Annotated in this window: 19 protein-coding genes and 1 riboswitch; of the genes, 9 read left to right on the top strand and 10 right to left on the bottom strand. The window is 73.0% G+C overall.

Annotated features, from left to right (window positions below; genetic code table 11):
- Positions 1 to 22 precede the first annotated feature (22 nt).
- From AB7F12_RS11600 to AB7F12_RS11590, 3 genes are all read left to right on the top strand, one after another.
- Positions 23 to 1186 (top strand): FAD-dependent oxidoreductase, encoded by a 1164-nt coding sequence (locus tag AB7F12_RS11600; protein WP_428497671.1) that lies wholly within the window; start codon positions 23 to 25, stop codon positions 1184 to 1186.
- 75 nt (positions 1187 to 1261) lie between these two features.
- A riboswitch (SAM riboswitch) is annotated at positions 1262 to 1375 on the top strand.
- A gap of 44 nt (positions 1376 to 1419) precedes the next feature.
- Positions 1420 to 2799 carry an aminotransferase class V-fold PLP-dependent enzyme gene (locus AB7F12_RS11595; protein ID WP_428497672.1) on the top strand — a complete coding sequence of 460 codons (1380 nt, stop codon included), beginning with the start codon at positions 1420 to 1422 and terminating at the stop codon, positions 2797 to 2799.
- A gap of 203 nt (positions 2800 to 3002) precedes the next feature.
- Positions 3003 to 4391 (top strand): NAD(P)/FAD-dependent oxidoreductase, encoded by a 1389-nt coding sequence (locus AB7F12_RS11590; RefSeq protein ID WP_428497673.1) that lies wholly within the window; start codon positions 3003 to 3005, stop codon positions 4389 to 4391.
- On the opposite strand, the gene AB7F12_RS11585 is transcribed toward AB7F12_RS11590, so the two are convergent.
- The 5 genes from AB7F12_RS11585 to AB7F12_RS11565 all read right to left on the bottom strand — a co-directional run bounded on the left by AB7F12_RS11585 (position 4388) and on the right by AB7F12_RS11565 (position 9581).
- The gene (locus AB7F12_RS11585) at positions 4388 to 5083 is read right to left on the bottom strand and encodes a bifunctional nuclease family protein (protein ID WP_428497736.1); all 696 of its coding nucleotides are present in this window, start codon (positions 5081 to 5083) and stop codon (positions 4388 to 4390) included. The genes AB7F12_RS11590 and AB7F12_RS11585 overlap by 4 nt on opposite strands.
- Before the next feature lie 110 nt (positions 5084 to 5193).
- Positions 5194 to 7149, bottom strand: a complete 1956-nt coding sequence (locus AB7F12_RS11580) for a flavin-containing monooxygenase (protein ID WP_428497674.1) — start codon at positions 7147 to 7149, stop codon at positions 5194 to 5196.
- 96 nt (positions 7150 to 7245) lie between these two features.
- Positions 7246 to 8022, bottom strand: coding sequence for an enoyl-CoA hydratase/isomerase family protein (locus AB7F12_RS11575; protein WP_428497675.1), 777 nt, complete (start codon positions 8020 to 8022; stop codon positions 7246 to 7248).
- A gap of 71 nt (positions 8023 to 8093) precedes the next feature.
- Positions 8094 to 8828, bottom strand: a complete 735-nt coding sequence (locus tag AB7F12_RS11570) for an SDR family NAD(P)-dependent oxidoreductase (RefSeq protein ID WP_428497676.1) — start codon at positions 8826 to 8828, stop codon at positions 8094 to 8096.
- A 3-nt stretch (positions 8829 to 8831) separates the two neighbouring features.
- On the bottom strand, positions 8832 to 9581 hold the full coding sequence (locus AB7F12_RS11565) for an SDR family NAD(P)-dependent oxidoreductase (protein ID WP_428497677.1): 750 nt from the start codon (positions 9579 to 9581) through the stop codon (positions 8832 to 8834).
- 164 nt (positions 9582 to 9745) lie between these two features.
- Here AB7F12_RS11565 and AB7F12_RS11560 point away from each other — a divergent pair, with 164 nt between their 5' ends.
- Positions 9746 to 10441, top strand: coding sequence for a TetR/AcrR family transcriptional regulator (locus tag AB7F12_RS11560; protein WP_428497678.1), 696 nt, complete (start codon positions 9746 to 9748; stop codon positions 10439 to 10441).
- Here AB7F12_RS11560 and AB7F12_RS11555 read toward each other — a convergent pair.
- The 5 genes from AB7F12_RS11555 to AB7F12_RS11535 form a co-directional block, all read right to left on the bottom strand.
- Positions 10422 to 11930, bottom strand: coding sequence for an acyl-CoA synthetase (locus AB7F12_RS11555; protein WP_428516393.1), 1509 nt, complete (start codon positions 11928 to 11930; stop codon positions 10422 to 10424). The two genes, AB7F12_RS11560 and AB7F12_RS11555, sit on opposite strands and share 20 nt — an antisense overlap.
- Before the next feature lie 97 nt (positions 11931 to 12027).
- Complete coding sequence (locus AB7F12_RS11550) at positions 12028 to 13995, bottom strand: hydantoinase B/oxoprolinase family protein (protein ID WP_428497680.1); 1968 nt, start codon at positions 13993 to 13995, stop codon at positions 12028 to 12030.
- A gap of 11 nt (positions 13996 to 14006) precedes the next feature.
- On the bottom strand, positions 14007 to 16043 hold the full coding sequence (locus tag AB7F12_RS11545; protein WP_428497681.1) for a hydantoinase/oxoprolinase family protein: 2037 nt from the start codon (positions 16041 to 16043) through the stop codon (positions 14007 to 14009).
- A gap of 28 nt (positions 16044 to 16071) precedes the next feature.
- Positions 16072 to 16323: a hypothetical protein gene (locus AB7F12_RS11540; protein ID WP_428497682.1), complete on the bottom strand. Its 252-nt coding sequence runs from the start codon at positions 16321 to 16323 to the stop codon at positions 16072 to 16074.
- A 234-nt stretch (positions 16324 to 16557) separates the two neighbouring features.
- Positions 16558 to 18549, bottom strand: a complete 1992-nt coding sequence (locus tag AB7F12_RS11535) for a helix-turn-helix domain-containing protein (RefSeq protein WP_428517921.1) — start codon at positions 18547 to 18549, stop codon at positions 16558 to 16560.
- Positions 18550 to 18728: 179 nt separating this feature from the next.
- Between AB7F12_RS11535 and AB7F12_RS11530 the strand changes: the two genes are divergently transcribed.
- The 5 genes from AB7F12_RS11530 to AB7F12_RS11510 all read left to right on the top strand — a co-directional run bounded on the left by AB7F12_RS11530 (position 18729) and on the right by AB7F12_RS11510 (position 23426).
- Positions 18729 to 19979: a CaiB/BaiF CoA transferase family protein gene (locus AB7F12_RS11530; protein WP_428497684.1), complete on the top strand. Its 1251-nt coding sequence runs from the start codon at positions 18729 to 18731 to the stop codon at positions 19977 to 19979.
- 124 nt (positions 19980 to 20103) lie between these two features.
- The gene (locus AB7F12_RS11525; RefSeq protein WP_428497739.1) at positions 20104 to 20346 is read left to right on the top strand and encodes a hypothetical protein; all 243 of its coding nucleotides are present in this window, start codon (positions 20104 to 20106) and stop codon (positions 20344 to 20346) included.
- The gene (locus tag AB7F12_RS11520; protein WP_428497737.1) at positions 20343 to 20807 is read left to right on the top strand and encodes an HAD family hydrolase; all 465 of its coding nucleotides are present in this window, start codon (positions 20343 to 20345) and stop codon (positions 20805 to 20807) included. Before AB7F12_RS11525 ends, AB7F12_RS11520 begins: the two co-directional genes overlap by 4 nt.
- Before the next feature lie 205 nt (positions 20808 to 21012).
- Positions 21013 to 21732: a M24 family metallopeptidase gene (locus AB7F12_RS11515; RefSeq protein ID WP_428497685.1), complete on the top strand. Its 720-nt coding sequence runs from the start codon at positions 21013 to 21015 to the stop codon at positions 21730 to 21732.
- 113 nt (positions 21733 to 21845) lie between these two features.
- Positions 21846 to 23426 carry an MFS transporter gene (locus tag AB7F12_RS11510; protein ID WP_428497686.1) on the top strand — a complete coding sequence of 527 codons (1581 nt, stop codon included), beginning with the start codon at positions 21846 to 21848 and terminating at the stop codon, positions 23424 to 23426.
- Positions 23427 to 23432 lie beyond the last annotated feature (6 nt).

Below are 23432 nucleotides of genomic sequence, written 5' to 3'. Positions count from 1 at the left end.
CCGCCGGCAGTCGGAGGCCTTCATGACCCGTGTCCTCGATGCGGTGCCGCAGCCACGCGCACGCTCCGCGTCGGTGGAGGTGGTCGTCGTCGGTGGCGGCGTCATCGGCACCGCCGCCGCGTGGCAGCTGGCCCGCCGAGGCCACGAGGTCGTCGTGCTGGAGAAGGCCGAGCTGTGCCATCCACGGGTCTCGCCCCACGGCGCGGCGCGCGTCTACCGGCAGGGCTGCACCTCACCGCTGCACGTGAAGCTCGCCGTCGAGTCGCTGCAGCGCTGGCGGGAGCTCGAACACGAGACCGGGGCGTCGCTGCTGACCCTCACCGGCGGCATCGACCACGGCGATCCGAAACGCATCGCCGCCGTCGCGAGAACCCTTGCCGCGCACGATGTCCGGCACGCCTGGCTCGACCGGGACGAGGCGGCCGCGCGCTGGCCCGGCATGCAGTTCGACGGGCCGGTCCTGCACCAGCCCGACTCGGCGGGCCGGCTGCGCGCCGACCAGGCCGTCGCCGCGCTGACCGCCGCCGCGATGGGCCGCGGCGCCACCGTCCGCTACTCGACGCCCGTCGAGCAGATCGAGGTCCTCGGGCGCGACCTCGCCGAGGTCCACACCCCGGGCGGCTCGATCCGGACCCGCCGCGTCGTCCTCGCCGCCGGCGCATGGACGGCCGGGCTCGTCGGCGACCTCGTCCCGCTGCCGCCGTTGCAGGTCACCGAGGAGCAGCCTGCGGTGTTCCCGCTGGTGGGCGGCACACCCTCGGTCCCCACCGAGCTGCGCTGGCCCACCTTCGTCCACCACACCGGCCCCGACGACGGCTGGCCCGGAGGCGTCTACGGGGTCGGCGTGCCGTGCGCGGGGGTCAAGGTCGGGTTCGGCGGCGCGGGCCCGCGGTGGGACCCCGACGGCACCGATCCCGCGCCCGAGCAGGCCCAGCTGAGCCGGCTGCAGGACTACGTCGGCGAGTTCCTCCCCGGCCTCGACGCCGGCGCCCCCACCCGGTTCCGCTGCGCGTTCGTCTCCACGCCCGACGCCGAGTTCCTGCTGGAGCGGACCGGCCCCCTCGTCGTGGCGGCCGGGTTCTCCGGGCACGGCTTCAAGTTCGCGACCGCGTTGGGGCGCATGGTGTCCGACCTCGTGGGCGACCCCGATCCCGAGTCGCGCCGCGCGCCCGCGTCCAGCCGCTGACCCCTGGGCCGCGCGGCGCTGTGACGGCGGCCACGGTTGCGCGGCGCACGGCCGGTCACCTACAGTCCCCGACCAGGTCAAGAGTGCCAGCGTCAAGCCCCGGCTCGCTGGTCGGCAACCCTCCTCCGCGGTGGGGTGCTCCGGGTGACGACCCGGCCGTCGCGGAACGCCCGACGGCAAGCGCGGACCCGCCGACGACGCCACGGGTCCTTGTCCGGACCCGGAGGTCCGCCGTGCCCACTCTGCTCGCCGACGCCTGCGCCCCCACGACCACCACGACGGGCGCCGCCCTGCCCGCCGTCCTCGGCGCCGGGCTCCCGGTCCCGCTCGTCGACGGGACGACCGTCCCGCACGCCAACCTCGACCTCGCCGCCAGCGCCCCCGCCCTGGCCTGCGTCGCCGACCGCGTCAACGCCCTGCTGCCCTACCACGCCAGCGTGCACCGCGGCGCCGGCTTCGCCTCCCAGGTCTGCACCGCGGCCCTCGAGGCGGCCCGCCGCACCGTCGGCCGGTTCGTCGGGGCCCGCGCCGACGACGTCGTCGTCTTCACCCGCAACACCACCGACGCCCTCAACCTGCTCGGGGGCGCCGTCCCCGGCCCGGTGCTGTGCCTCGACGTGGAGCACCACGCCAACCTGCTTGCCTGGCGCGGCGGGTCGCCCCGGATCCTGCGCGCCGCCGCCACCGTCGACGCCACCCTCGCCGACCTGCGCGACGCTCTCGCCGACACCCCGACCGCGCTCGTCGCGGTGACCGGGGCGTCCAACGTCACCGGCGAGGTCCTGCCCCTCGCCGAGATCGCCCGCATCGCCCACGAGGCCGGTGCCCGCGTCGTCGTCGACGCCGCCCAGCTGGCCCCGCACCGCCGCGTGGACATCGAGTCCGCCGGCATCGACTACGTCGCCCTCTCCGGGCACAAGCTCTACGCCCCCTTCGGGTCCGGCGCGCTCGTCGGCCGCCGCGACTGGCTCGACGTCGCCACCCCCTACCTGGCCGGGGGTGGCGCCGTGCAGCGGGTCACCACCGCCGGCACCGGGACCGCCGCCGAGGTCAGCTGGGCGCCCGCGCCGCACCGCCACGAGGCCGGTACCCCCAACGTGCCCGGCGCCGTCGCCCTCGCCGCGGCCTGCGACGCACTCGACGCGGTGTTCGACGACGCCGTCGCCCAGGAACGTGCCCTGTCCGACCGGCTCGCCGCCGGGATCGAGGACTGCCCCGGGGTGCGGCCGCTGCGGATCTGGCACGACGCGCCCGACCGCGTGGGCGTCCACACCTTCGTCGTCGACGGCCACCCGGCCGGTCTCGTCGCCGCCTACCTGTCGGCCGAGCACGGCATCTCGGTGCGCGACGGCAAGTTCTGCGCGCACCCGCTGGTCGACCGGCTCACCGGCTGGGCCGAGGGCGCCGTGCGCGCCAGCCTCGGTCTGGGGACCACGGAGTCCGACGTCGACCGCCTCGTCGCCGCGCTGCGCGAGCTCGTCGCGAACGGGCCACGGTGGACCTACGCGTGCGTCGACGGCCGCTGGGCGCCGGTCGAGGACCCCCGCGACCTCGACCCGCTGGGCCTCGGTGCCGGTACGACCGATGCCGGGCACGGCGGCTGCGGCCGCTGACCGGCCGCCGGCCCGGGCTGCCCACCGCGCCCGGTCGTGCCACCCCACCCGCGCTGCGCAGGCCGCCCCGGCGGACCTGGGCGTGACCCGCGCGGCCCCGGGTAGCCGTCTGCCGACCCACGGCCCCCGACGGGTCGACGTGCCGCTCCGGCTGGAGCAGCATCGACCCGCGGGCGGGTCCGACGGCGACGCGGAGGAGACGCATGACGCACGACACGCAGGGCACCGACGGCCGGTACACCTCCGGGGGACGCGGCCCGGACGGCCGGCCACGGGTCGTCGTCATCGGTGGCGGGTTCGCCGGGTTCGCCACCGCCAGGAAGCTGACGACGCTGCTGCCGCACGCGGAGGTCGTCGTCGTCAGCGCGACCGACTACTTCCTCTACCTGCCGCTGCTGCCCGAGGTCGCGACCGGTGTGCTCGACCCCCGCCGGGTCGCCGTCCCGCTCGCGACCGCGCTGCCACGGGCCCGGATCGTGCTCGGCACCGTCGACGCGATCGACCTCGACGGGCACACCGTCGGCTGGACCGACCCCGAGGGCGGGCGCGGCGAGACGACGTGGGACCGCCTCGTCATCGCCGCGGGCAGCGTCAACCGGCTGCTGCCGATCCCCGGGGTCGCCGAGCACGCCCACGGCTTCCGCGGTGTCGCCGAGGCCGTCTACCTGCGCGACCACGTCGTCCGCCAGCTCGACCTCGCCGCCACCTCCCGTGACGCCGCCGAACGCGACGCCCGAGCCACGTTCGTCGTGGTCGGCGCCGGCTACACCGGCACCGAGGTCGCCGCGCAGGGTGTGCTGTTCACCGACCAGCTGCGCCGGGCCCACCGGTCGCTGCGCGACCAGCGGGTCCGCTGGCTGCTGCTCGACCTCGCCCCCCGCGTGCTGCCGGAGCTGGCGCCGAAACTGTCGGCCACCGCCGACCAGGTGTTGCGCCGCCGCGGCGTGGAGGTGCTGACGGGCACCTCGATCGAGGAGGCCCACTCCCGCGGGGTGCGCCTCACCACCGGCGAGGAGCTGCCGACCCGCACGATCGTCTGGTGCGTCGGGGTGCGGCCCGACCCGATCGTCGAGGGCCTCGACCTGGCCACCGACAAGGGCCGGCTCGTCGTCGACGACCATCTGCGCGTCCCCGGCCGCTCCGACGTCCTGGCCTGCGGCGACATCGCCGCCGTCCCCGACCGGACCCGCCCGGGCCGGCTGACGGCGATGACCGCGCAGCACGCGCAGCGCCAGGGCGTCCTCGCCGCCCGCAACGTGGCCGCGTCGCTGGGTGTCGGCGAGGCCCGCCCGTACTCCCACCACGATCTCGGGTTCGTCGTCGAGCTCGGTGGCCGCGACGCGGCAGCCAACCCGCTGGGTATCCCGCTCTCCGGGCTCCTCGCGACCGCCGTCACCCGCGGCTATCACCTGATCGCCATGCCGGGCAACAGGATCCGGGTCGTCGTCGACTGGCTGCTCGACGCGGCACTGCGCCGGCCCGCGGCCCAGCTGGGGCTGGTGCGCGGCAACGCGGTCCCGTTGACGACCTGTCCCACCGACCGGCACCCCGCCGGGCACAGGGAACCCGCGACGAACGACGCGGCGCGTTAGGTGCGCCCGCCCCCGCCGGGGTCGCCGCCGCTGTCCGGGTCCCCGCCGTCCGGGTCGCCGCCGTCCGGGTCGCCGCCGTCCGGGTCGCCGCCGTCCGGGTCGCCGCCGTCCGGGTCGTCGCCGTCCGGGTCGTCGCTCTCGAAGTCCTCGGGCGTCGCGGTGTCGAGGAACCGGCGCAGCTCCTCGACCTCCGCGGCCTCGTCGATGGGCCCGCCCGCCGCGGCCGGCGGCGCATCGGGGTCGGCGGCGGCGGTCACGTCCGCGCCGGGCTCCTCGCCCGGGTCGTCGGCGCCGCTCAGGTCGAGCAGCTGCACGGGCGCCGCACCGGCCGCCAGCACCTCCTCCTCCGCCTCGATCGGGATGCCGTCGCGCACCGCGAGAGCCACCGCGTCGGTGAGTCGCGACGACACCCGGGTGTCGTCGTCGAACTGCAGTTCGGCGTGGTAGATGCCGTCGCGCAGCGCCGTGATCCGCACCCGCTGCAGGTGCCGGCCGAACGCGGCGACGACGTTGCGGATCAGGTCGTGGGTCTGCGGCCGCGGCGGGTCGACGCCCTGGCGCTGCAGCTCGATCGCGGCGGCCTCCGGCAGCCCGATGAGCACCGGGAGCTGTCTGCGCGGTTCCGGCACCTCCCGCAGCAACAGCACCGGCTGGGTGCCCGCCGGATCCATCCCCACCGCCACGACCGTCATCTCCGGCACGCTCTCGCCTCCCCGTCACGAGCTGGGTGGCACCGGGTACCCGCGCACGACCCGTTCGACCCGGTGTCCCCCGCCAGTGTGCCCGGCCGGGCCCGGATCGGTCAGGTCGTCGCCGGTTCGGGTTGCGGGGTGGTGTCGAACTCCGACAGGTCCGGTTCGCGGGTCAGCTTCCAGTAGTCGACGAGCCGCCACGGGCTGTTGGTGACGACGCGACCCGCGGCGTTGCGGTACCAGTTCGTCATGCCCGGGTGGGTCCAGACCAGCTCGGCGTGGGCCTCGTCGACGCGGCGGTTGTAGTCCTCGCACACCTCGCGCCGCACCTCGACGGTCCCGATGCCGCCCTCCAGCATCTGCACCAGCATCCTCGTGATGTAGGAGACCTGGCACTCGGTGTGGAAGATGACGCTGCCGCCGTGGCCGAGGTTGGTGTTGGGGCCGTACACGAGGAAGAGGTTGGGGAAGTCGGGGACGGTGATGCCCAGGTGGGCGTGGGCGTCGTCGTCACCCCAGATCTCGCGCAGCGAGCGTCCCGAGCGGCCGCGGATGTCCATCGGCGAGAGCATGCGGCGGCTCTGGAACCCGGTGGCCCAGATGATGACGTCGAGGTCGACGTGGGTGCCGTCGGCGAGGACCAGGCCCTTCTCGTCGACCTCGGTGACGGGCTCGGTGACGAGGTCGACGTCGTCGCGGCGCAGGGCGGCGAACCAGCCGTTGTCGATCAGCATCCGCTTGCCGTAGGGCGGATAGGTCGGCAGGACCTTGTCGAGGAGCTCGTCCTCGTGGCCCGCGATCTCGGTGAGCAGGTGGTCGGTGAAGAAGCGACGGTGCCGGTCGTTGATCGCGTTGACGGCGCGCTCGGGGTGTTCCCAGTCCGGGTCGCGGCGCAGGGTGGGGTGGAGCTTGTCCTGGTAGATCCACATGAGCCGCAGCCGGTACCAGGCGGCGTACCAGGGCACCTGTTCCATGAGCAGCCGCGTCTGCGGGGTGAGCTCGCGGTGGTAGTTGCCGTTGGGGATGGTCCACTGCGGGGAGCGCTGGAAGATCGTGAGCAGTGCCGGGGTCCCTGCGATCGTGGGGACGATCTGCATGGCGCTGGCCCCGGTGCCGACGACGCCGACGCGCTTGCCGGCGAGGTCGACGGAGTCGTCCCAGCGGGCGGAGTGGAACGACGGCCCGGCGAAGGTGTCGAGGCCGGGCAGCGCGGGGTGGGCGGGCCGGTTGAGCTGGCCGACGGCGCTGATCAGGATGTCGGCGACGATCTCCTCGACGGGGGCGTCGGGGTCGGCGGCGGGGCGCACCCCGATCCGCCAGACCGACTGCTCGCTGTCCCAGCGGGCGGCGACGAGCTCGGTGCCGAACCGGACGTGGGGCAGCATGCCGTGGGTGCGGGCGACGTCCTGCAGGTAGCCGAGGATCTCGGGCTGCTTCGCGAAGTAGCGCGACCAGTCGGGCTTCTGGGCCCAGGAGAAGGAGTAGAGGGCGCTGGCGGTGTCGACGCCGGCGCCGGGGTAGCCGTTCTCCAGCCAGATCCCGCCGACGGCGTCGTGGCGCTCGATCACGGTGTAGTCGAGACCGAGCTCGCCGAGCTTGACGGCGGTGCAGATGCCGCCCTCCCCCGCGCCGACGACGACGACGCGCAGGTCGTCGCGGCGGGCGGGGGGTTGCGCGGTCCAGTGGGCGTCGCGGTCGGCGAGGCCGGCCTCCTCGGCCATGGAGGTGTTGTACTCGGGGGGCACGGTCTCGCCGCAGGAGATGCCGACGCGGGCGGCGACGTCGTCGACGGGGGGCGGGTCGGCGAGGGTGGCCCTCCCGTCGCGCCAGGCGGTGAGGAAGGCGAACGCCTCGTCCCTGACGTGGGCCTGCAGCTCGTCGGGGAAGCCGGCGGTGTCGTTGTCGTCGGTCGCGATCGAGCGGCTGGGCAGGTAGGGCTCGGCCAGCCAGGCCCGGTCGCCGGTGAGGTGGGCGAGCACCAGCAGCAGGGTCGGGATGTTGGCCGAGTCGAGTGCCTCGCGCAGGCTGTCGTCGTCGGCGGTCATCCGGATCTGGTGGGGGTCCATCGCGCTCTCCGTCTCCGGCGCCCGGGCCGGAACGAGTTTTGTGTAACAGTCGGTCTATGAAACAGGGTAGATCGGGGGCGGCGTGGCCGCCACCGCTCACCTGCCCCTGTACACGGGCTCACGTTTCTCGGCGAACGCCCGCGGGCCCTCGGCGGCGTCCTCGGTGCGCATGCACTCGGCCAGCAGCCGCTGCTCGGCGAGCAGGCCCGCGGCCAGGCCCTCGCGCAGCCCGGTCTGGATCGCCTCCTTCGCCGCCCGCACCGCGACCGGCCCGCGCGACGCGATCACCGCCGCGACCCGCTGCGCCTCCGCGAGCAGGCCCTCGGGTTCGACGATGCGGTTGACCAGCCCGTGGCGCAGCGCGGCCTCGGCGTCGATCGGGTCGCCCGTCAGGATCATCTCGGTGGCGACACCGACGGGTACCGCGCGCGGGAGCCGTTGGGTCCCACCGGCTCCGGGGATGATCGCCCAGCGCACCTCGGCGAGACCGAACATCGCCTGCGGGACGCAGATCCGGAAGTCGCAGGCCAGCGCGAGCTCCAGGCCACCGGCGAGCGCATGGCCGTTGACGGCGGCGATCATCGGCTTGCCCGCTTCGGCCACCATCGTCATACCGCCCATCACCCAGGGCTCGGCGGTGTCGTCGAGGACGGTCTCGCGCACCACCGGGATGAGCTTCTTGAGGTCGGCACCGGCGCTGAAGGAGTTGCCGACGCCGGTGAGCACCGCGCAGCGCAGCGTGTCGTCGGCCTGGTAGCGCCGGTAGGCCTCGGCCAGCAGGGTGTTGTGCTCGGGGTCGAGGCTGTTGCGGGCCTCGGGACGGTTGATGGTGATCGTCGCGACGGCGCCGTCGACGTCGAACTCGATGCTCATGGTGGTCGCCCTTCCTCGATCGGGGTCGTGAGCGGCGATGGTCGCTGTGGCGACCGGCGCCGCTCACCGGGTCAGGGAGCTGCGTAACCGCCGTCGACGACGATGGCAGCCCCGGTCGTCCAGCGCGACTCCTCGCCCGCGAGATAGGCGAAGGCGCCCGCGACGTCGTCGGGGACGCCGAAGCCGAGCGGGTGCCTCGCCTCCATCGCGGCCATGGCCTCGCGCGGGATCTTCGCCGACATGCCCGACTCGAACGTCCCGGGACAGACGCAGTTGACCCGGATCCGGTCCTTCGCGTACTCGACGGCCGCGATCTTCGTCAGGTGCACGACGGCGGCCTTCGTCGCGCCGTAGGGCGCCGCGTAGGCCCAGGCCGTCAGCCCGGCGACCGACGCGGTGTTGATGACGGAGCCGCCCCCGGCCGGGCGCATGACGCGGATCGCCGACGTCATGCCGTGGACGACGCCCATCAGGTTGACCCGCACGGCGAGGTCCCAGTCGGCGGCCGTGAGGTTGTGGATGCGGGCGTTGGGGGCGATGACGCCGGCGTTGTTGACCATGACGTGCAGCCCGCCGAACTCCGCCACCGCGGCGGTGACGGCGGCGTCGACCTGCTCGGCGTCGCCGACGTCGACGACCCGCGTCAGGACCGGCACGTCCAGGGAGCGCGCCACCGCCGTGAGGCCGGGCCCGGAGAGGTCGCACAGCACCAGCGCCGTGCCGGGCTCGGCGAGCCGTCGCGCGACGGCGGCGCCGAGCCCGCCCGCGGCGCCGGTGACCAGGACGACCCGGTCGTGATCGGTCATCGCTCAGTCCTGCAGGAGCAGGCCGCCGTCGACCGACAGCACCTTGCCCGTCAGGAAGTTCGAGCCCTGCCCCGCGAGGTAGACGACGGCCTCGGCCATGTCCTCGGGCTCGGCGAAGCGGCCCAGCGGCCAGTCGGACTCCCGGTAGCCGCGGCCCTTGATCATCTCGGTGGCGACGGCGCCGGGTGCGATGCCGTTGACCAGCACCCCGCGCGAGGCGCCGTACTTGGCGAACCAGCGCACCATCGCGTGGACCGCGCCCTTGCTCGCCGCGTACTGCGGACCGGCGAGCACCCCGCCGACCTTGCCCGCGATCGACCCGATGCACACGACCTTGCCGCCGCCGTCCTCGAGTGCGGGCCAGGCCGCCTGCACGCTCAGGTAGGTGCCCTTGGCGTTGATCGCGACGACCCGGTCGAACTCGTCGCCGTCGACATCGAGCGCCCCCTCGCCGTACACGCCCGCACAGGTGACGAGGACGTCGAGGCGGCCGAACCCGTCGACGGCGGCCGCGACCAGGGAGGCGAGGTCGTCGGTGCTGGTGACGTCGGTGCGCACCCCGGCGGCGCGTCTGCCCAGCGCGGCCACCTTCGCCACGGTCTCGTCGGTGTCGAGCATGTCGCCGACGACGACGTCGGCCCCCTCCCTGGCCAGCGCGATCGCCGTGGCCTGCCCGATGCCGCGGGCACCTCCCGTGACGACCGCGACCTGACCGGTGAGGTCGACCGCTGCGCTGATCCCGTTCTGTGCCATCCCTGTGGTCACCTTCCTGCGGTTCGAGTTGTGCGAGCCGGCGAGGTGTGGGTGTCGACGCGCGGTCGCACACGACACCCGGGCCGCCCGACGGCCCGCGTAGGATCGCTGGCGCGGGCGCACCGTGCCCGCAGCACCTCCGGGGGGACCGGTAGCGAGGAGCGATGCCCCGACCACCAGGCCACGGCTCGGCCTTCGAGCCGCGGCGCCGGGAGATCATCGACACCGCCGCCGAGCTGTTCGCCCGCCGCGGCTACGCCGCGACCGGAATCACCGAGATCTGCGAGGCCGTGGGCCTGGCGCGCGGCGCGTTGTACTACTACATCGGCAGCAAGGAACAGCTGCTCGTCGAGATCCAGTCGGCGGTCCTCGTTCCCCTGCTGGCCACGGCCACCGCGGTCGCGGAGCTCGACGTGCGCCCGGTCGTGCGGCTGCGGCTGCTCTCGGAGCTGCTGCTGGAGCAGATCGTGCAGCGGCTCGACCACATCTGGGTCTACGAGCACGACTACCGGCAGCTGTCGCCGGAGAACCAGGCCACGCTGGTGGCGCAGCGGCACGCCTTCGAGGACGTCGTCGCGCAGCTGCTGGCCGCGGCCGTCGAGGCGGGCGAGTTCCGGCAGATGGACGTGCGCCTGGGGATGCTGCAGTTCCTCAACATGCACAACCACACCTACCAATGGGTCCGCCCGACCGGCAGGTGGGACGTCGTGCACCTGTCCCGGGAGTACTGCGCGACGCTGTTCCGCGGGTTCGCCGCACCCGGCTTCGACACGTCGACCGTCGAGGCCGAGACGGCGCGGTTCCGCGCGGCGCACCCGGACCTGCCGCGGCTGGGTCCGGTCACCGCAGCTCCCGCTTGAGCACCTTGCCCGACGGGGTGCGGGGCAGCTCGTCGAGGAAGTCGACGGCGACCGGCACCTTGAACCCGGCGAGCCGCTCCCGGCAGAACGCGCGGATGTCCTCCGCGTCGGCCTGCTCCCCCGGCCGCAGCACCACGACCGCGCGGGGTACCTCGCCCCAGCGTTCGTGGGGCATTCCGACGACAGCGGCCTCCAGCACAGCGGGGTGCTCGTAGAGGACCCGCTCCACCTCGGGGGTCGCGATGTTCTCGCCGCCGGAGATGATCATGTCCTTGAGCCGGTCCTCGACGTAGAGGAACCCGTCGGCGTCGAGGCGGCCGACGTCGCCGGTGTGGAACCAGCCGTCGCGGATCGCCCGCGCGGTGGCCTCCTCGTCGCGCCAGTAGCCGCCGAACACCTTGGGGCCGCGCAGCGCGATCTCGCCCACCTCCCCGGCGGCGACGTCGGCGCCCTGTTCGTCGACGATCCGGACCTCGACGTGCGGGATCGGCCGCCCGACCGAGCCGATCTTGGAGAGGCTGTGCTCGCGGTCGAGGAACGTGTCGCCGGAGACGGTCTCGGTGAGACCGTAGGCGTCGGCGAACCAGGTGTTGGGGAAGGCGTCGAGGATGCGCCGGACCACGGGCTCGGGCATCTTCTCCCCGCCGCCGATGATGCAGCGCACCGACGCGGTGTCGCGGTCGGCGAGGTCGGGGACCTGCAGGACCGCGTTCATCATCGCGGGTGCGAGCCAGACGACGGAGACCTTCTCGCGTTCGATCGCATCGAGCACGGCGACGGCGTCGAACGAGAGCAGCACCAGCCGCGCGCCCATGTGGAACGCGGCCAGGCCCGGCAGGTCGAGGCCGCCGCAGTGGTAGAGCGGCCCGCAGATCAGGACGATGTCGTCGGCGGTGAGCCCGAGCTCGACGATCAGGCCGAGGTTCTTCCAGGCGACGTTGCCGTGGGTGATCCGCACGCCCTTGGGCCGCGACGTGGTTCCGGACGTGTACATGAGCCGGGCGAGGGTGTCCGGGTCGTCGACGATCCCGGCGGGCACCGGGGCGGCGGCGTCGGTGGCGAGCGCCTCGAAGGCCGTCCACCCGGCGGGGGCGTCGGCCCCCAGCAGGACCCGGTGCCGCAGCGTCGGCAGCTGCGGGCCGAGGGTGTCGACGCGCTCGCGGAACTCGTCCTCGGTGACGATCACGACCGCGCCCGCGTCGTCGAGGATGTAGCGCCACTCGTCGGGGGCGAGCCGGTAGTTCAGCGGGAGGACGACGGCACCGAGGCGGCCCGCGGCGAGCACCGTCTCCAGGAACTCGACGTGGTTGTAGAGCAGCAGTGCGACGACCTCGCCCCGCGCCACCCCGAGGGCGGCGAGCCCGGCGGCGACGGCGTCGACCCGGTCGCGCAGCCCGGCCGCGGGGATCCGGCGCCCGCCCTGGACGAGCGCCTCCCGGTCGGGACGGCGGGCGGCGTGGTGGTCGAGCACACGGGCGAGATCGAACACGGAAGGAACTCCTCGTCGAGCGCGGGAGGGCCTCGGACATGGAGACGCGGGGCCGGCCGACGTCGTTGTCGGCCGCCCCCGCGTCGTCTGGGGACCGTCAGGCCATGCCGGCGTTGCGCAGCTCCGCGCGGCGTTCCTCGGTCGCGGCCTCGTCGATCGTGAGGCCCTCCGGGTCCTTCTGCGGGTCGCCCGTGATGATCACGCCGAACTCGCGCGCGGCGGCCTCGATCGAGACGTACTCGTCACGGACGTCGCGCAGCACCCGCTCCGGCTCGCGGGTGTACGGGTTGCCCCAGCCACCGCCGCCGCAGGTGATGTAGCGGAACACGTCGTTGGACTTGGTGTGCCACAACGGGTTCGCGCCGAACCAGAAGTACTCGCCCTTCTCGACGTCGATCGCCTTGGTGTCCGGGTCGAGCATGCCGGAGACGGGCGTCGACTGGCGGTAGGCCTCCGGGTCCAGCACCGGGATGAGGTCCTTGCGCTGGGCGACGTCGAAACCGCCCTCGGCCGAGAACAGCCAGGTGGCGCCGTTGCGGCCGTCCTTGCCACCCTGCACACCGGCGCCCGAGGAACGCTTGGTGTGCACCGGGCTCGAGGTATGGTGGGCGTCGGTGAGGTACATGCTGTCGCGCAGCACGGACGCCCCACCGCGGTTGTAGCCGACGCCCGCGGTGTCGGGCACGTACTCCTTGCGCAGCACCACGATCGGCAGCTCGGACTCGATGGCCTCGGTGGCCGGGTCGAGGTTGTTGGCCATGTAGAAGCCGCCGTAGGAGTCGGCGTCACCGGACTTGGTGGCACCCCACGGCCCGTGCTCGCCACCGCACTGCGCCACCGTGACCCACGGGGTGCCGTCGGGCAGCACGCCGTGGCCGTTGTGGATCGACAGCGACCCGTAGTCGCCGCCGACCGCGTTCTCCCCCACCGCGGGTTCGAGGGCCTTGAAGATGGCCAGCAGCACCGGCTGCGCGGCCTCCCAGTAGAGGAAGACCGGGCCGTCCGGCGGCGTCGCCGAACAGATCGTCCCTCCGGGTAGCACGACGTCGACGTTGCGGTAGGCGCCGGAGTTGAACGCCGTCTTCGGGTCGAGGACGTACTTGAGCGCGACACCGACCGCGGTGAGCGTGTCGAACACGCCCGCGTTGATCGACGTGCGCGCCTGCTGCGAGGTGCCCGAGAAGTCGACCTCCAGGCGTTCGCCCGCCTTGGTGATCTTGACCTTGATCTCGTACTCGAGCGTGTCGTCGATGCCGTCGGCGTCGACGAGGTCACTGCCCTCGTACACGCCGTCCGGCAGCGCCTTGATGGCCGCGGCCATCGACTCGGCCGGGACGTCGACGCTGTAGTTGATCGCGCCGAGCCAGGCGTCGACGCCGTAGCGCTCGAAGCTCTCCTTCATCAGCCGCTCGCCGAGCAGCAGGTTCTGGTAGATCGTGATCATGTCCGGCAGCAGCAGCGCGCAGTACCGGGCGTTGTTGAAGATCAGGTGGAACGAGTGCTGCACCGGCTGGTCGTTCTCGTAGGCCAGCATCGGCGGGATGACCAGGCCGGTCTCGTAGACGTCCTTCTTGGTCGCCGAGAAGCCGGCCGGGACGATGCCGCCCATGTCGAGCTGGTGGGCCCGCAGTGCGACGAACGTGACGAGCTGGTCGTCGTGGAACACCGGCCGGATGAAGCAGATGTCGTTGACGTGGTTACCGGCCCGGTACGGGTCGTTGACCATGAGCACGTCGCCGGGCTTGAGGTTCTCCGGGCCGTACTCCTCCACCGCGTTGCGCACGGCGTGCTCCATGGCGCCGGAGAACAGCACCAGGGAGTTCGACACCGTCGACATCGGGTAGTTCATCGACGCCGGGCCGGAGATCGTGGCCGCGAAGTCGTACCAGTCGCGCAGGATCAGCGAGAACGCGTGGTGCAGCAGGTTCGTGCACATGTGCTCGACGATGTAGCGCATGCGGTTGGACAGGACCGTCGCGGTGTAGCGGTCGCAGTTGTAGCGCGCCTCGAACTCCGCGTCGGTCAGTTCCTTGATCGGGGTCTTGCCCACTCCAAGATCGGTCATCTCGTCCTCCCTCAGGCCCTGGTGATCCGCAGCTCGCCGTACTCGCCGACCTCGGCGACCTGGCCGGGCAGCATGAACGTCGTGGAGAGCGCCTCGTGGATCACGGCGGGGCCCTCGATCCGGTCGCCGGCCTTGAAGGTCTCCCGCTGGTAGCGACCCGCGGTGACCGGCTCGTCGGTCAGGTACCGCAGCTCGAAGGTGGACTCCGGCGTCAGGACGTCGCCGTTGCCCTTCTCCAGCCGTGGGTAGTCGACCTTGTCGACCTTGATGACGGCCTCCACCCGGTAGGTGACCGCCTGCACCGGGAGCCCGTCGAAACGGTTACCGGCACGCGACTCGTAGACCTGGTGGAAGGTCTCGATCATCTCGTCGACCTTCGCGGCGTCGATCGTGCCCGACGGCACCGAGACGAACGGGGTCTCCCACGTCTGACCGGCGAGGCGGGCGTCCATGGAACGCACGAACTCGACGTTGGCGGCGGAGTCGTCGAAGCGCTCGCGCAGCTTCTCCTCCATCTGCCCGTAGATCTTGTTGATCGACTCGGCAGCGTCGTGCCCCAGCATCACATAGGAGCTGCGGCTGTCGCCGTACACCTGGTCGGAGGAGACCAGGCCCAGCGCCGAGAACAGGCCCGGGTGCGGCGGCACGATGACGTCGCGGGCGTGGACCAGGTCCAGGCACGCGGGCAGCAGCATCGGACCGGCGGCACCGAACGCGACGAGGCTGTAGTCGCGGGGGTCGATACCGTGCTTGATCGCGATGTTGGTGACGCCCTCGGCGATGTTGTTGATGCCGATGTTGAAGGCGTAGTTGACGCGCTGGTGCAGCGACAGCTGCGGGGCGTCGAGGTCGTTGAACGCCCGCTCCGAGAGCGAGGGGTCCAGCGACATCCGGCCACCGGCGAACGTCTTCGGGTCGATGACGCCCATCATGATCAGGGTGTCGGTCGTCGCCGGTTCGGTGCCGCCCTTGCCGTAGCAGGCCGGGCCCGGGTCCGCACCGGCCGAGCCGGGGCCGACCAGGACCTCACCGCTGGGGGCGATCTTGACCAGCGAGCCACCGCCGGCACCGATCGACTCGACCTCGTTGGAGAGCGCGTTGACGATGAGGTCGTGCTCGAGCAGGAACGTGGTGTTCACGTACGGGTCGCCGCCGGACACCATCGAGATGTCGCACGAGGTGCCACCGAGGTCGACGCACAGCAGGTTGCCGCGGTCGATCAGCTTGCCGAAGTGCGCGCTCGCCATCGTGCCCGCCGCGGGGCCGGCGAAGACGATCTCGAACGGCTGCTCCATCGCGATGTCGGCGTTGAGCAGCTGCGCGGCGCAGTTGGCGTAGTTGAAGTCGCCGGCGAAGCCCTGCTCGCGCAGGCCGTCGCCCAGCTTCTTGGTGTAGTCGCCGTAGATGAGCTTCATGAACACGTCGATCGTGGTGGTCGACGCGCGCGCCCACTCCTTGGCCAGCGGCGAGGTCTCGCTGGAGATCGACACCGGGATGTCGGCGCCGAGCTCCTCGTGGACGATCTCGCGCAGCCGCTCCTCGTGGCCCGGGTTGACGTAGGCGTTGATCAGGCAGATCGACACACCCTGGACGCCGCACTTGCGCAGGACCGCGAGCTCCTCGCGGGCCTGGGCCTCGTCGAGCGGGATGAGCGCGCTGCCGTCGGTCTTGAGCCGCTCACGGATGCCGCGGCGCAGGTACCGGGGCACCAGCGGACGCATCGCGTCACCGAAGCCGCGGCGCCAGCTGGCGTCGGTGAGGGCGTCGAGGGGGCGGTAGCTGGACCCGATGTCGAGGATGTCGCGGTGCCCGAGCGTCGTCAGGAACGCGATCTTGGGCAGGCGCCGGGTGATGACGGCGTTGAGGCCGTGGGTACTGGCGTGGTTGAACACGGTGGCGTTCTGGACACCCGCCTCGCGGGCGCCCTCGAGCACCGCCAGGTGCGTGTTGCGGACGTCGGTGGAGACCTTGACGGTCTTGATCACCCCGTCCTCGATCGATACGACGTCGGTGAAGGTCCCGCCGACGTCCACTCCGATCATGCTCATTGAGATACCGCTCCTCTCGTCGTGGATGTCAGGCGATGTGCAGACCGTCGGTGACCAGCTTGATGGGACCGAGCAACGTCCACTTCTTGCGGTGGACGGTCTCCATGGTCTTCTGGTTCTTGATCACGATGTACCAGCCGCCCTCCGAGAGGACGGGGTACCGCTTGAAGTCCGAGGCCGACGCCCCGGAGGTGTCGACCCCCAGCTCACGCAGCTCGTCCTCGGAGACGTCCTCGCGCTCGACGCTGAGCCCGGGCGCCACGCTGGGTCCGTCTGTCACGTCGTCCTCCTGTTGTCGTGTTCTCGACCTGGTCGACTTCCGGCGGTGACTCGTCGTTCTCTCGGTGCCGACTGGTGTCGGATCGGGCCGGCCGGTCCGGTGCCAGGGAGAACGCCGTGTGAGCCGGACCATATGGCGACGCTCACCGAACCGACCATGGGCCGATCCACCACAGATGTGGCGGAGGGGGTGGGCCGATTCCCCATGGCGCGTTCCGACCAGGGGAATCGTTGTTCACACGACCGCTGCGAGCTGGTGCAGCCGTGCCGCGATGGATATCCGGAAGAGCGGCTCGGCCTCGCGCCAGCACTCCCCCAGCAGGGTCGTGATGCGGTCGAGGCGCTGCAGGACGGTGTTGGTGTGCAGGCCGAGGTTGCGTGCCGTCTTCGTCGGGCTGGCGTTGGCCTCGACGAAGCCCAGCAGCGTCGCGACGAGGTCGGTGCCGCGCTCGGCGTCCCACTCGATGACGGGGCCGAGGGTCTGTTCGATGAAGGCCCCGAGGTCCTCGCGGCCGGAGCCGAACAGGGCGAGGTAGGGCGCGTAGCCGTCGGTGGTGGCGGCGGTGTCGGTGCGCCCGAGCGCGGCCAGCAGCCGGGCGCAGCGCCGCGCCAGGTCGAACCGGTCGGCCAGCGACTCCGGCGACCCCGCGGGCCCGGCGACGACGAGCAGCGGGCAGCCCAGCGTCGCCGCGAGGCGGGTGCGGACCAGGTCGGCGGCGTCGCCGGGGGCCTCGGACACCAGGACGACCACGGTGCCCTCGTGCTCGCCCGCCAGCCCGCCGGGGACGATGTCGTGGGCGGCGCGCAGCGCGGCGCGGCGGTGCTCCGGTTCGACGATCACGACGACGGGGGTGCGCAGATCGTCGATGCGGATGCCGCGCGAGCGGGCCCGCAGCAGCAGCTCGTGGCGGTACACCGAGCGCGCCCCGAGCAGGTCCGAGACCAGCTCGCCGCGCACACGCTCCTCGGCGTCGGCCACGGCCTCCTGGCGCAGCGTCAGCAGGGCGACGATCTGGCTGGCCCGCTCTACGGTCCGCCGGTCGGCCGGGGTCAGGGCGATCTCGCCGTCGTCGACCAGGATCGCCCCCATCAGCGACTCCCCCGCCACGACGGCGACGGCCAGCCCGGACGCGCCCTCGCGCAACGGCACGCACTGGCCGGTGCGCCGGCTCTCCCGCAACGCCGCGCGGATCGCCGTCGGGAACCCGGTCTGCTCCTCGCCGTCCCCGGGGGGCTCCGCGGCCGCCGCGGCCCGGCCCCCGGAGTCGGCCAGCGGGGTGCCGCGCCGGTCGAGGATCGTGATGCGCCGCCGCAGCACACCCCCGAGGATGTCGGCGACCTCCTGCGCGCTCCCACCGCGCAGCACCGCCGCGGTCAGCTCCGAGTGGACGGCGGCCGTGCGCTCCATCGCCGACGTCTGCCGGGTCAGCTCGGCGCACGCCTGCTCGGCGGCCGCGGCCGACGCGACGGCCTCGTCGAGCAGCCGGGCCGTCTGCAGCACGACCGAGGCGTGGTCGGCGAACGCCGACAGCAGCGCGATCTCCTCCGTCGAGAAGGTGCGCACCGACCGGTTCGCCGCGACGAGCACGCCGACGACGTCGTCGCCGGCGAGCATCGGCACCCCGACCATCGACACGATGCCCTCGCCGTCGATGACGGCGTCGACCTCGTCGTCGTGCTCGATGCCGTGGTCCTGCATGTACCGGGTGCTGCGGCACGCCGCGCGGCTCTGCGCGACCTTCATCGCGAGCCCCTTGCCGGGCGGCACCCGCACCCCCATCAGCTCCGGGGTCACCGAGCCGACCGCCTCGTGGATGACGAGCACGCCGCCGGGCTGCTCGAACGAGGCCACGTACGCGACGTCGGTGCCCAGCAGGTCGTGGGCGCGCTGCACCAGCCTGCGCAGCAGGAGGGCGGGCTCGCGTTCCTCGGCGAGCTCGCGCGCCGAGGAGAACAGCGCCGACAGCTCGTGCTCGCGCCGCGCCATCCGGGTCACGGTCCCCCGCACGCGCAGGACCTCGTCCTCCAGCATCGCGAGCACGTCGGACGGCAGGTCCTCGTGGGCGAGCAGGCCCGCCACCCCACGCCCGGGACTGGCGTCCGCGCGGATCGACCGCAGCAGCGCCAGCACCCCGTCGACCGACATCCGTCGGGCAGCCGTGGTGTCCCGCCCCCTGCCGGCCCTGCTGAGCTCCTCGGTCGTCCGGACGGTCCCGGTGAGTGGCAACGTCGCCTCCGCGCGGTTGGGGTAGCCGTCCCCAATCTGACACACATCTGTGCTCCGCGACACAGAGGACCCACGCACGGGTGCGGAGCTATGGGTGGATCACCCATACACCCGCCCCACCGCCCGCCCTTACGGTTGCGCCGTCGTCGAGAGGGACTCGTCAGCCGGGCGGAGGCCGAATGGACAGGAGCGCAGGCGATCCGGGCCCGGCCGCGGGGCGCCGGCCGTTGTCCGGGGTGGTCGTCCTGGACATCACCAGGGTCGTCGCCGGCCCCTTCTGCTCGATGATCCTCGCGGACCTCGGCGCCACCGTCATCAAGATCGAGAACCCGAAGGAACCCGACTACGCGCGCGACTTCCCGCCCTTCCTCGGCGACGCCGACGACCTCGAGGGCAGGTTCAGCGCCTACTTCGCGCAGTACAACCGGCACAAGCTCGGCCTGACCCTCGACCTGTCCACCGACGAGGGCAAGGAGGTCCTGCGCGAGCTCGTCGCCCGCTCCGACGTCCTGGTCGAGAACTTCCGCGCCGGGGTCATGGACAAGCTCGGCGTCGGCGAGGCGAACCTGCGCGCGGTCAACCCGCGGCTGGTCTACACCGCGATCTCCGGCTACGGCCAGACCGGCCCCTACCGGCGCCGGCCGGCCTACGACAACAGCGCGCAGGCCACCGGCGGGCTGTGGGCCCAGAACGGATACCCGGACCGGCCGCCGGTGCGCGTCGGCACGATCATCGGGGACATGGCGGCCACGATGTACGCCGTGATCGGCACGCTCGCCGCGCTGCGCCACGCCGAGCACACCGGCGAGGGCCAGCTCGTCGACGTCTCCCAGCAGGACTCGGTGATGACGCTGACCGAGTCGACGGTGGTGTCCTACACCGTGGAGAAGAAGGTGGCGTCGCCGCTGGGCAACGCGCACCCGTTCGTCCGGCCCTACGAGCTCTACCCGTGTGCCGACGGCTTCGTCTTCTTCGGCGGCTACACCGACAAGTTCTGGCGCCTGACCTGCGAGATGTTCGGGCAGCCGGAGCTGGCACACGACCCCGAGATCGACACGATGAGCAAGCGCTTCGACGCCGACGTCTACGCCAAGCGGGTCCACCCGCTGCTGGAGGGCTGGTTCGCCGGGCGCACCAAGGCCGAGCTGGAGGAGATGGCCGCCGACCACGTTCCCCTGTCGGCCATCAAGACCGTCGACGAGATCGTCGCCGACCCGCACACCGCCGCCCGCGACATGATCGTCGAGGTCGAGTACCCCGATCTCGGCGAGCTGCGGATGCTCGGCACCCCGATCAAGCTGGGCCGCACCCCCGCCGACCCGCGCGGCGTCGCGCCCCGCGTCGGCGAGCACACCGACATGCTGCTGCGCTCCTTCGGTGGGATGTCCGACGAGCGGATCGCGCAGCTGCGCGCCACCGGGGCGATCTGAGCGGGCGGGTCACGCCGGCCGGCGTGCAGGAGGAGGCACGGATGTCACCGCAGCAGCGGGCCCGGCGGGTACGCCCGGTCGGCCCCGCCCGGACCCCGCACCGGCCCCCGTGGGCGCGGCGGCCGTGACCGCCCCGCCCGTGCGCGCCCGGCGCCCTTCCGTCGTGCTGTTCGACGTGTTCGAGACGTGCCTGCAGCTCGACGCGCTCCGGCCGCGGTTCGTCGAGATCGGCCGGCCGGGGACGGACCTCGACCTGTTCTTCGCCCGGCTCCTGCACCACGGCATGGCCCTGACGCTCGCGGGCGGGGCGCCACCGTTCCGCGCGGTGGCCGCGGACATGCTGCGCCGCACCAGCGGCCGGACCTGACCGACGCGCAGGTCGCGCACGTCCTCGACGGCTTCGCGACGCTGCCCGTGCACCCGGACGTGCCCGCCGCGTTCGGGCTGCTCGCCGACGCGGGTGTGCCCGCGTATGCGTTCACCCACGGATCGGCGCGGGTGGCGGCCGAGGCACTGGCCGCGGCCGGGGTGCGCGACCTGCTCGCCGGGGTGCACTCGTGCGAGGAGCTGGGCTCGTTCAAGCCACCGGCCCGCGTCTACGAATGGGTGTGCGCGCGCGTCGGCTCGCCGCCGGCGGCGACCGCGCTGGTCGCGGTGCACTCGTGGGACACCCACGGCGCGATGTCGGCCGGGCTGCTCGGCGGGCTCTGCCTGCGCCTGGAGGGCCGGGTCCCCGACACGGTGCTGCGCCCGCACGTCGTCGCCGGCGGTCTCGACGACGTCGTCGCAGGCCTGCCCGCGCTGCCGGCCCACCCGGGAGAGCCCTGACCGTCCCGCCCGCGCAGGCACCGTCCGTCCCGCCCGCGGAGGGCACCGACCGTCCGCCCCCGGAGGGCACCGACCGCCGCCGAGCCACCGCGCGACGTCACGACGGCCGGGGTCGTCCGGCACCCTCCTAGACTCCGGGTCGTCGTGCGGTCGCGGGGCCTGGGCGGCGCCGCGAGGAGACCGCGCCCCGACGAGGAGTGAGCACGTGCACACCGACACCACCGACGGCCCGGTCACCGAGGACCGGCGGGCGGCCGAGCTGGTCGCCGCCGAGGAGAAGGCCGTCGCGCTGTTCGACGCGGTGGCCGCCCGCGGCCTGATCGAGCCCGGCGTCACCGAGTCGGTGGTCAGCGACCGCGTCCGCGACCTCGCCGCCGACCTGTTCGGCGTGAGCCGGCACTGGCACAAGCGGATCGTGCGCTCCGGCCCCAACACCCTGCACCCGTTCCGGGCCAACCCGCCCGACCGGGCCATCGGCGAGGACGACATCGTCTTCCTCGACCTCGGGCCGATCTTCGCCGAGTGGGAGGCCGACTTCGGCCGCACCTACGTCCTGGGCGACGACCCGGTGAAGGCGCGGCTGCGCGACGACCTCGAGACGGTGTGGCGGGCGGGCGCCGTGCACTTCGACACCCACCCCGACATCACCGGCGCCGAGCTCTACGCCCACGTGTGCGGGCTCGCCGCGCAGGCGGGCTGGGAGTTCGGCGGCGCCCACAGCGGCCACCTGGTCGGCGAGTTCCCGCACGAGCTGATCGACGGCGAGCGCATCGAGAGCTACATCGCGCCGGAGAACCCGCACCCCATGCGCCGCACCGACAGGTCCGGCAGGGTCTGCCACTGGATCCTCGAGGTCCACTTGGTCGACCGCGAGCGCGAGATCGGCGGGTTCTACGAGCAGCTGCTCGACCTGCGCCGCGAATGAGGTGCGCGTCACGGCCCGCCGCGTGACATCCGCGGCGGCCGTGGCGATGAGTTCCGGGAGGGCCGGTCGTCAGAGCTGGTGACCGAGCCCGGCAGCTCCCGGAGGGACCGACCATGGACACGCCCGAACCGCCCCCGACGGCCGCGCCGCGCCGCGCCGGCCGTCGCGAGTGGGCCGGCCTCGCCGTGCTCTCGCTGGCCTGCCTGCTCTACGTCATGGACCTCACGGTGCTGCACCTCGCGGTTCCGCAGCTGACCGAGGACCTCCGACCCAGCAGCACCCAGCTGCTGTGGATCATCGACGTGTACGGCTTCATGGTCGCGGGCGCGCTGGTCACGATGGGCACGCTCGGTGACCGCATCGGCCGTCGCCGGCTGCTGCTCATCGGCGCGGCCGCGTTCGGCGCCGTCTCGGTGCTGGCCGCGTTCTCCACGACGCCGGAGATGCTCATCGTCAGCCGGGCGCTGCTGGGCATCGCGGGGGCCACCGTCGCGCCGTCGACGTTGTCGCTGATCTTCGCGATGTTCACCGACCCCAGGCAGCGCTCGCTCGCCGTGGGGGTGTGGATCGGCGCGTTCTCCGCGGGCAGCGCGATCGGCCCGGTGCTGGGCGGGCTGGTGCTCGAGGTGTTCTGGTGGGGCGCGGTGTTCCTGCTGGCGCTGCCGGTGATGGGCGCCCTGCTCGTCGTCGGCCCGCGCATCCTGCCGGAGTACCGCGACCCCGGCGCGGGACGGCTCGACCTGCTCAGCGTCGTCATGTCGATCGTCGCGCTGCTGGCCGTCGTCGGCGGGCTCAAGGAGCTGGTCCAGGACGGGGTCGGCGTGCTGTCGGTGCTGCTCGTCGTCGGTGGCGGGGTCGTCGGTGTCGTGTGGTGGCGCCGTCAGCGCCGGCTCACCGACCCGATGCTCGACGTCGGGCTGTTCCGGGTCCGCGCGTTCCGCAGCGCGCTGCTGGTCAACTTCCTCGCCATCTTCGTGATGGTCGGGTACTTCCTGTTCATCGGGCAGTACCTGCAGCTGGTCCTGGGCCTCTCGCCGCTGCAGGCGGGGCTGTGGTCGGTGCCGTCGGCGGCCGGCTTCGTCCTGGGCTCGCAGCTCGGGCCGCGCATCGTCGCCCGGTTCCGGGCCTCGACGGTCGTCGCCGCCGGCCTGGGCGCCGCCGCGCTGGGGCTGGGCATGCTGACCCTCGTCGGCGTCCACGACGGGCTGCCCGTGCTCGTCGTCGCGTCGGTCGTCGTGTCGGTCGGGATGGGCCCGGTGTTCGGCCTGACCACGGAGATGGTCGTCGGGTCGGCGCCGGAGGAGAAGGCGGGCGCGGCCTCCGGTGTCTCCGAGACGGCCGCCGAGCTGGGCGGGGCGCTGGGCATCGCGGCGCTCGGAAGTGTCGGAGCCGCGATCTACCGTGCGGGGGTGGCGTCGGGCCTGCCGGCCGGGCTCGGGCCCGATGCCGCGTCCGCGGCGCGCGACACCCTGGGCGGCGCGGTCTCCGTGGCGGCCGGACTGCCGGGGCCCACCGCCGACGCGCTGCTGGCCGCCGCCCGCGAGTCGTTCGTGAGCGGGCTGCAGCTCACCTCGGGTGCGGCCGCCGTCGTCGCTGCGGTGATCGCCGTGGTCGCCGCGGTCACCCTTCGTAGCGGCACTGCCCCGGAGAGCCCCGAAGAGGCCGACTCGGTACCCGCTTGCGACCCATGTTGAACCGGA

This window comes from Pseudonocardia sp. (assembly GCF_050250275.1).
Lineage (GTDB): Bacteria > Actinomycetota > Actinomycetes > Mycobacteriales > Pseudonocardiaceae > Pseudonocardia.
Note: the sequence above shows the minus strand (reverse complement) of the source record. Positions and strands in the feature narration are given on the sequence as shown.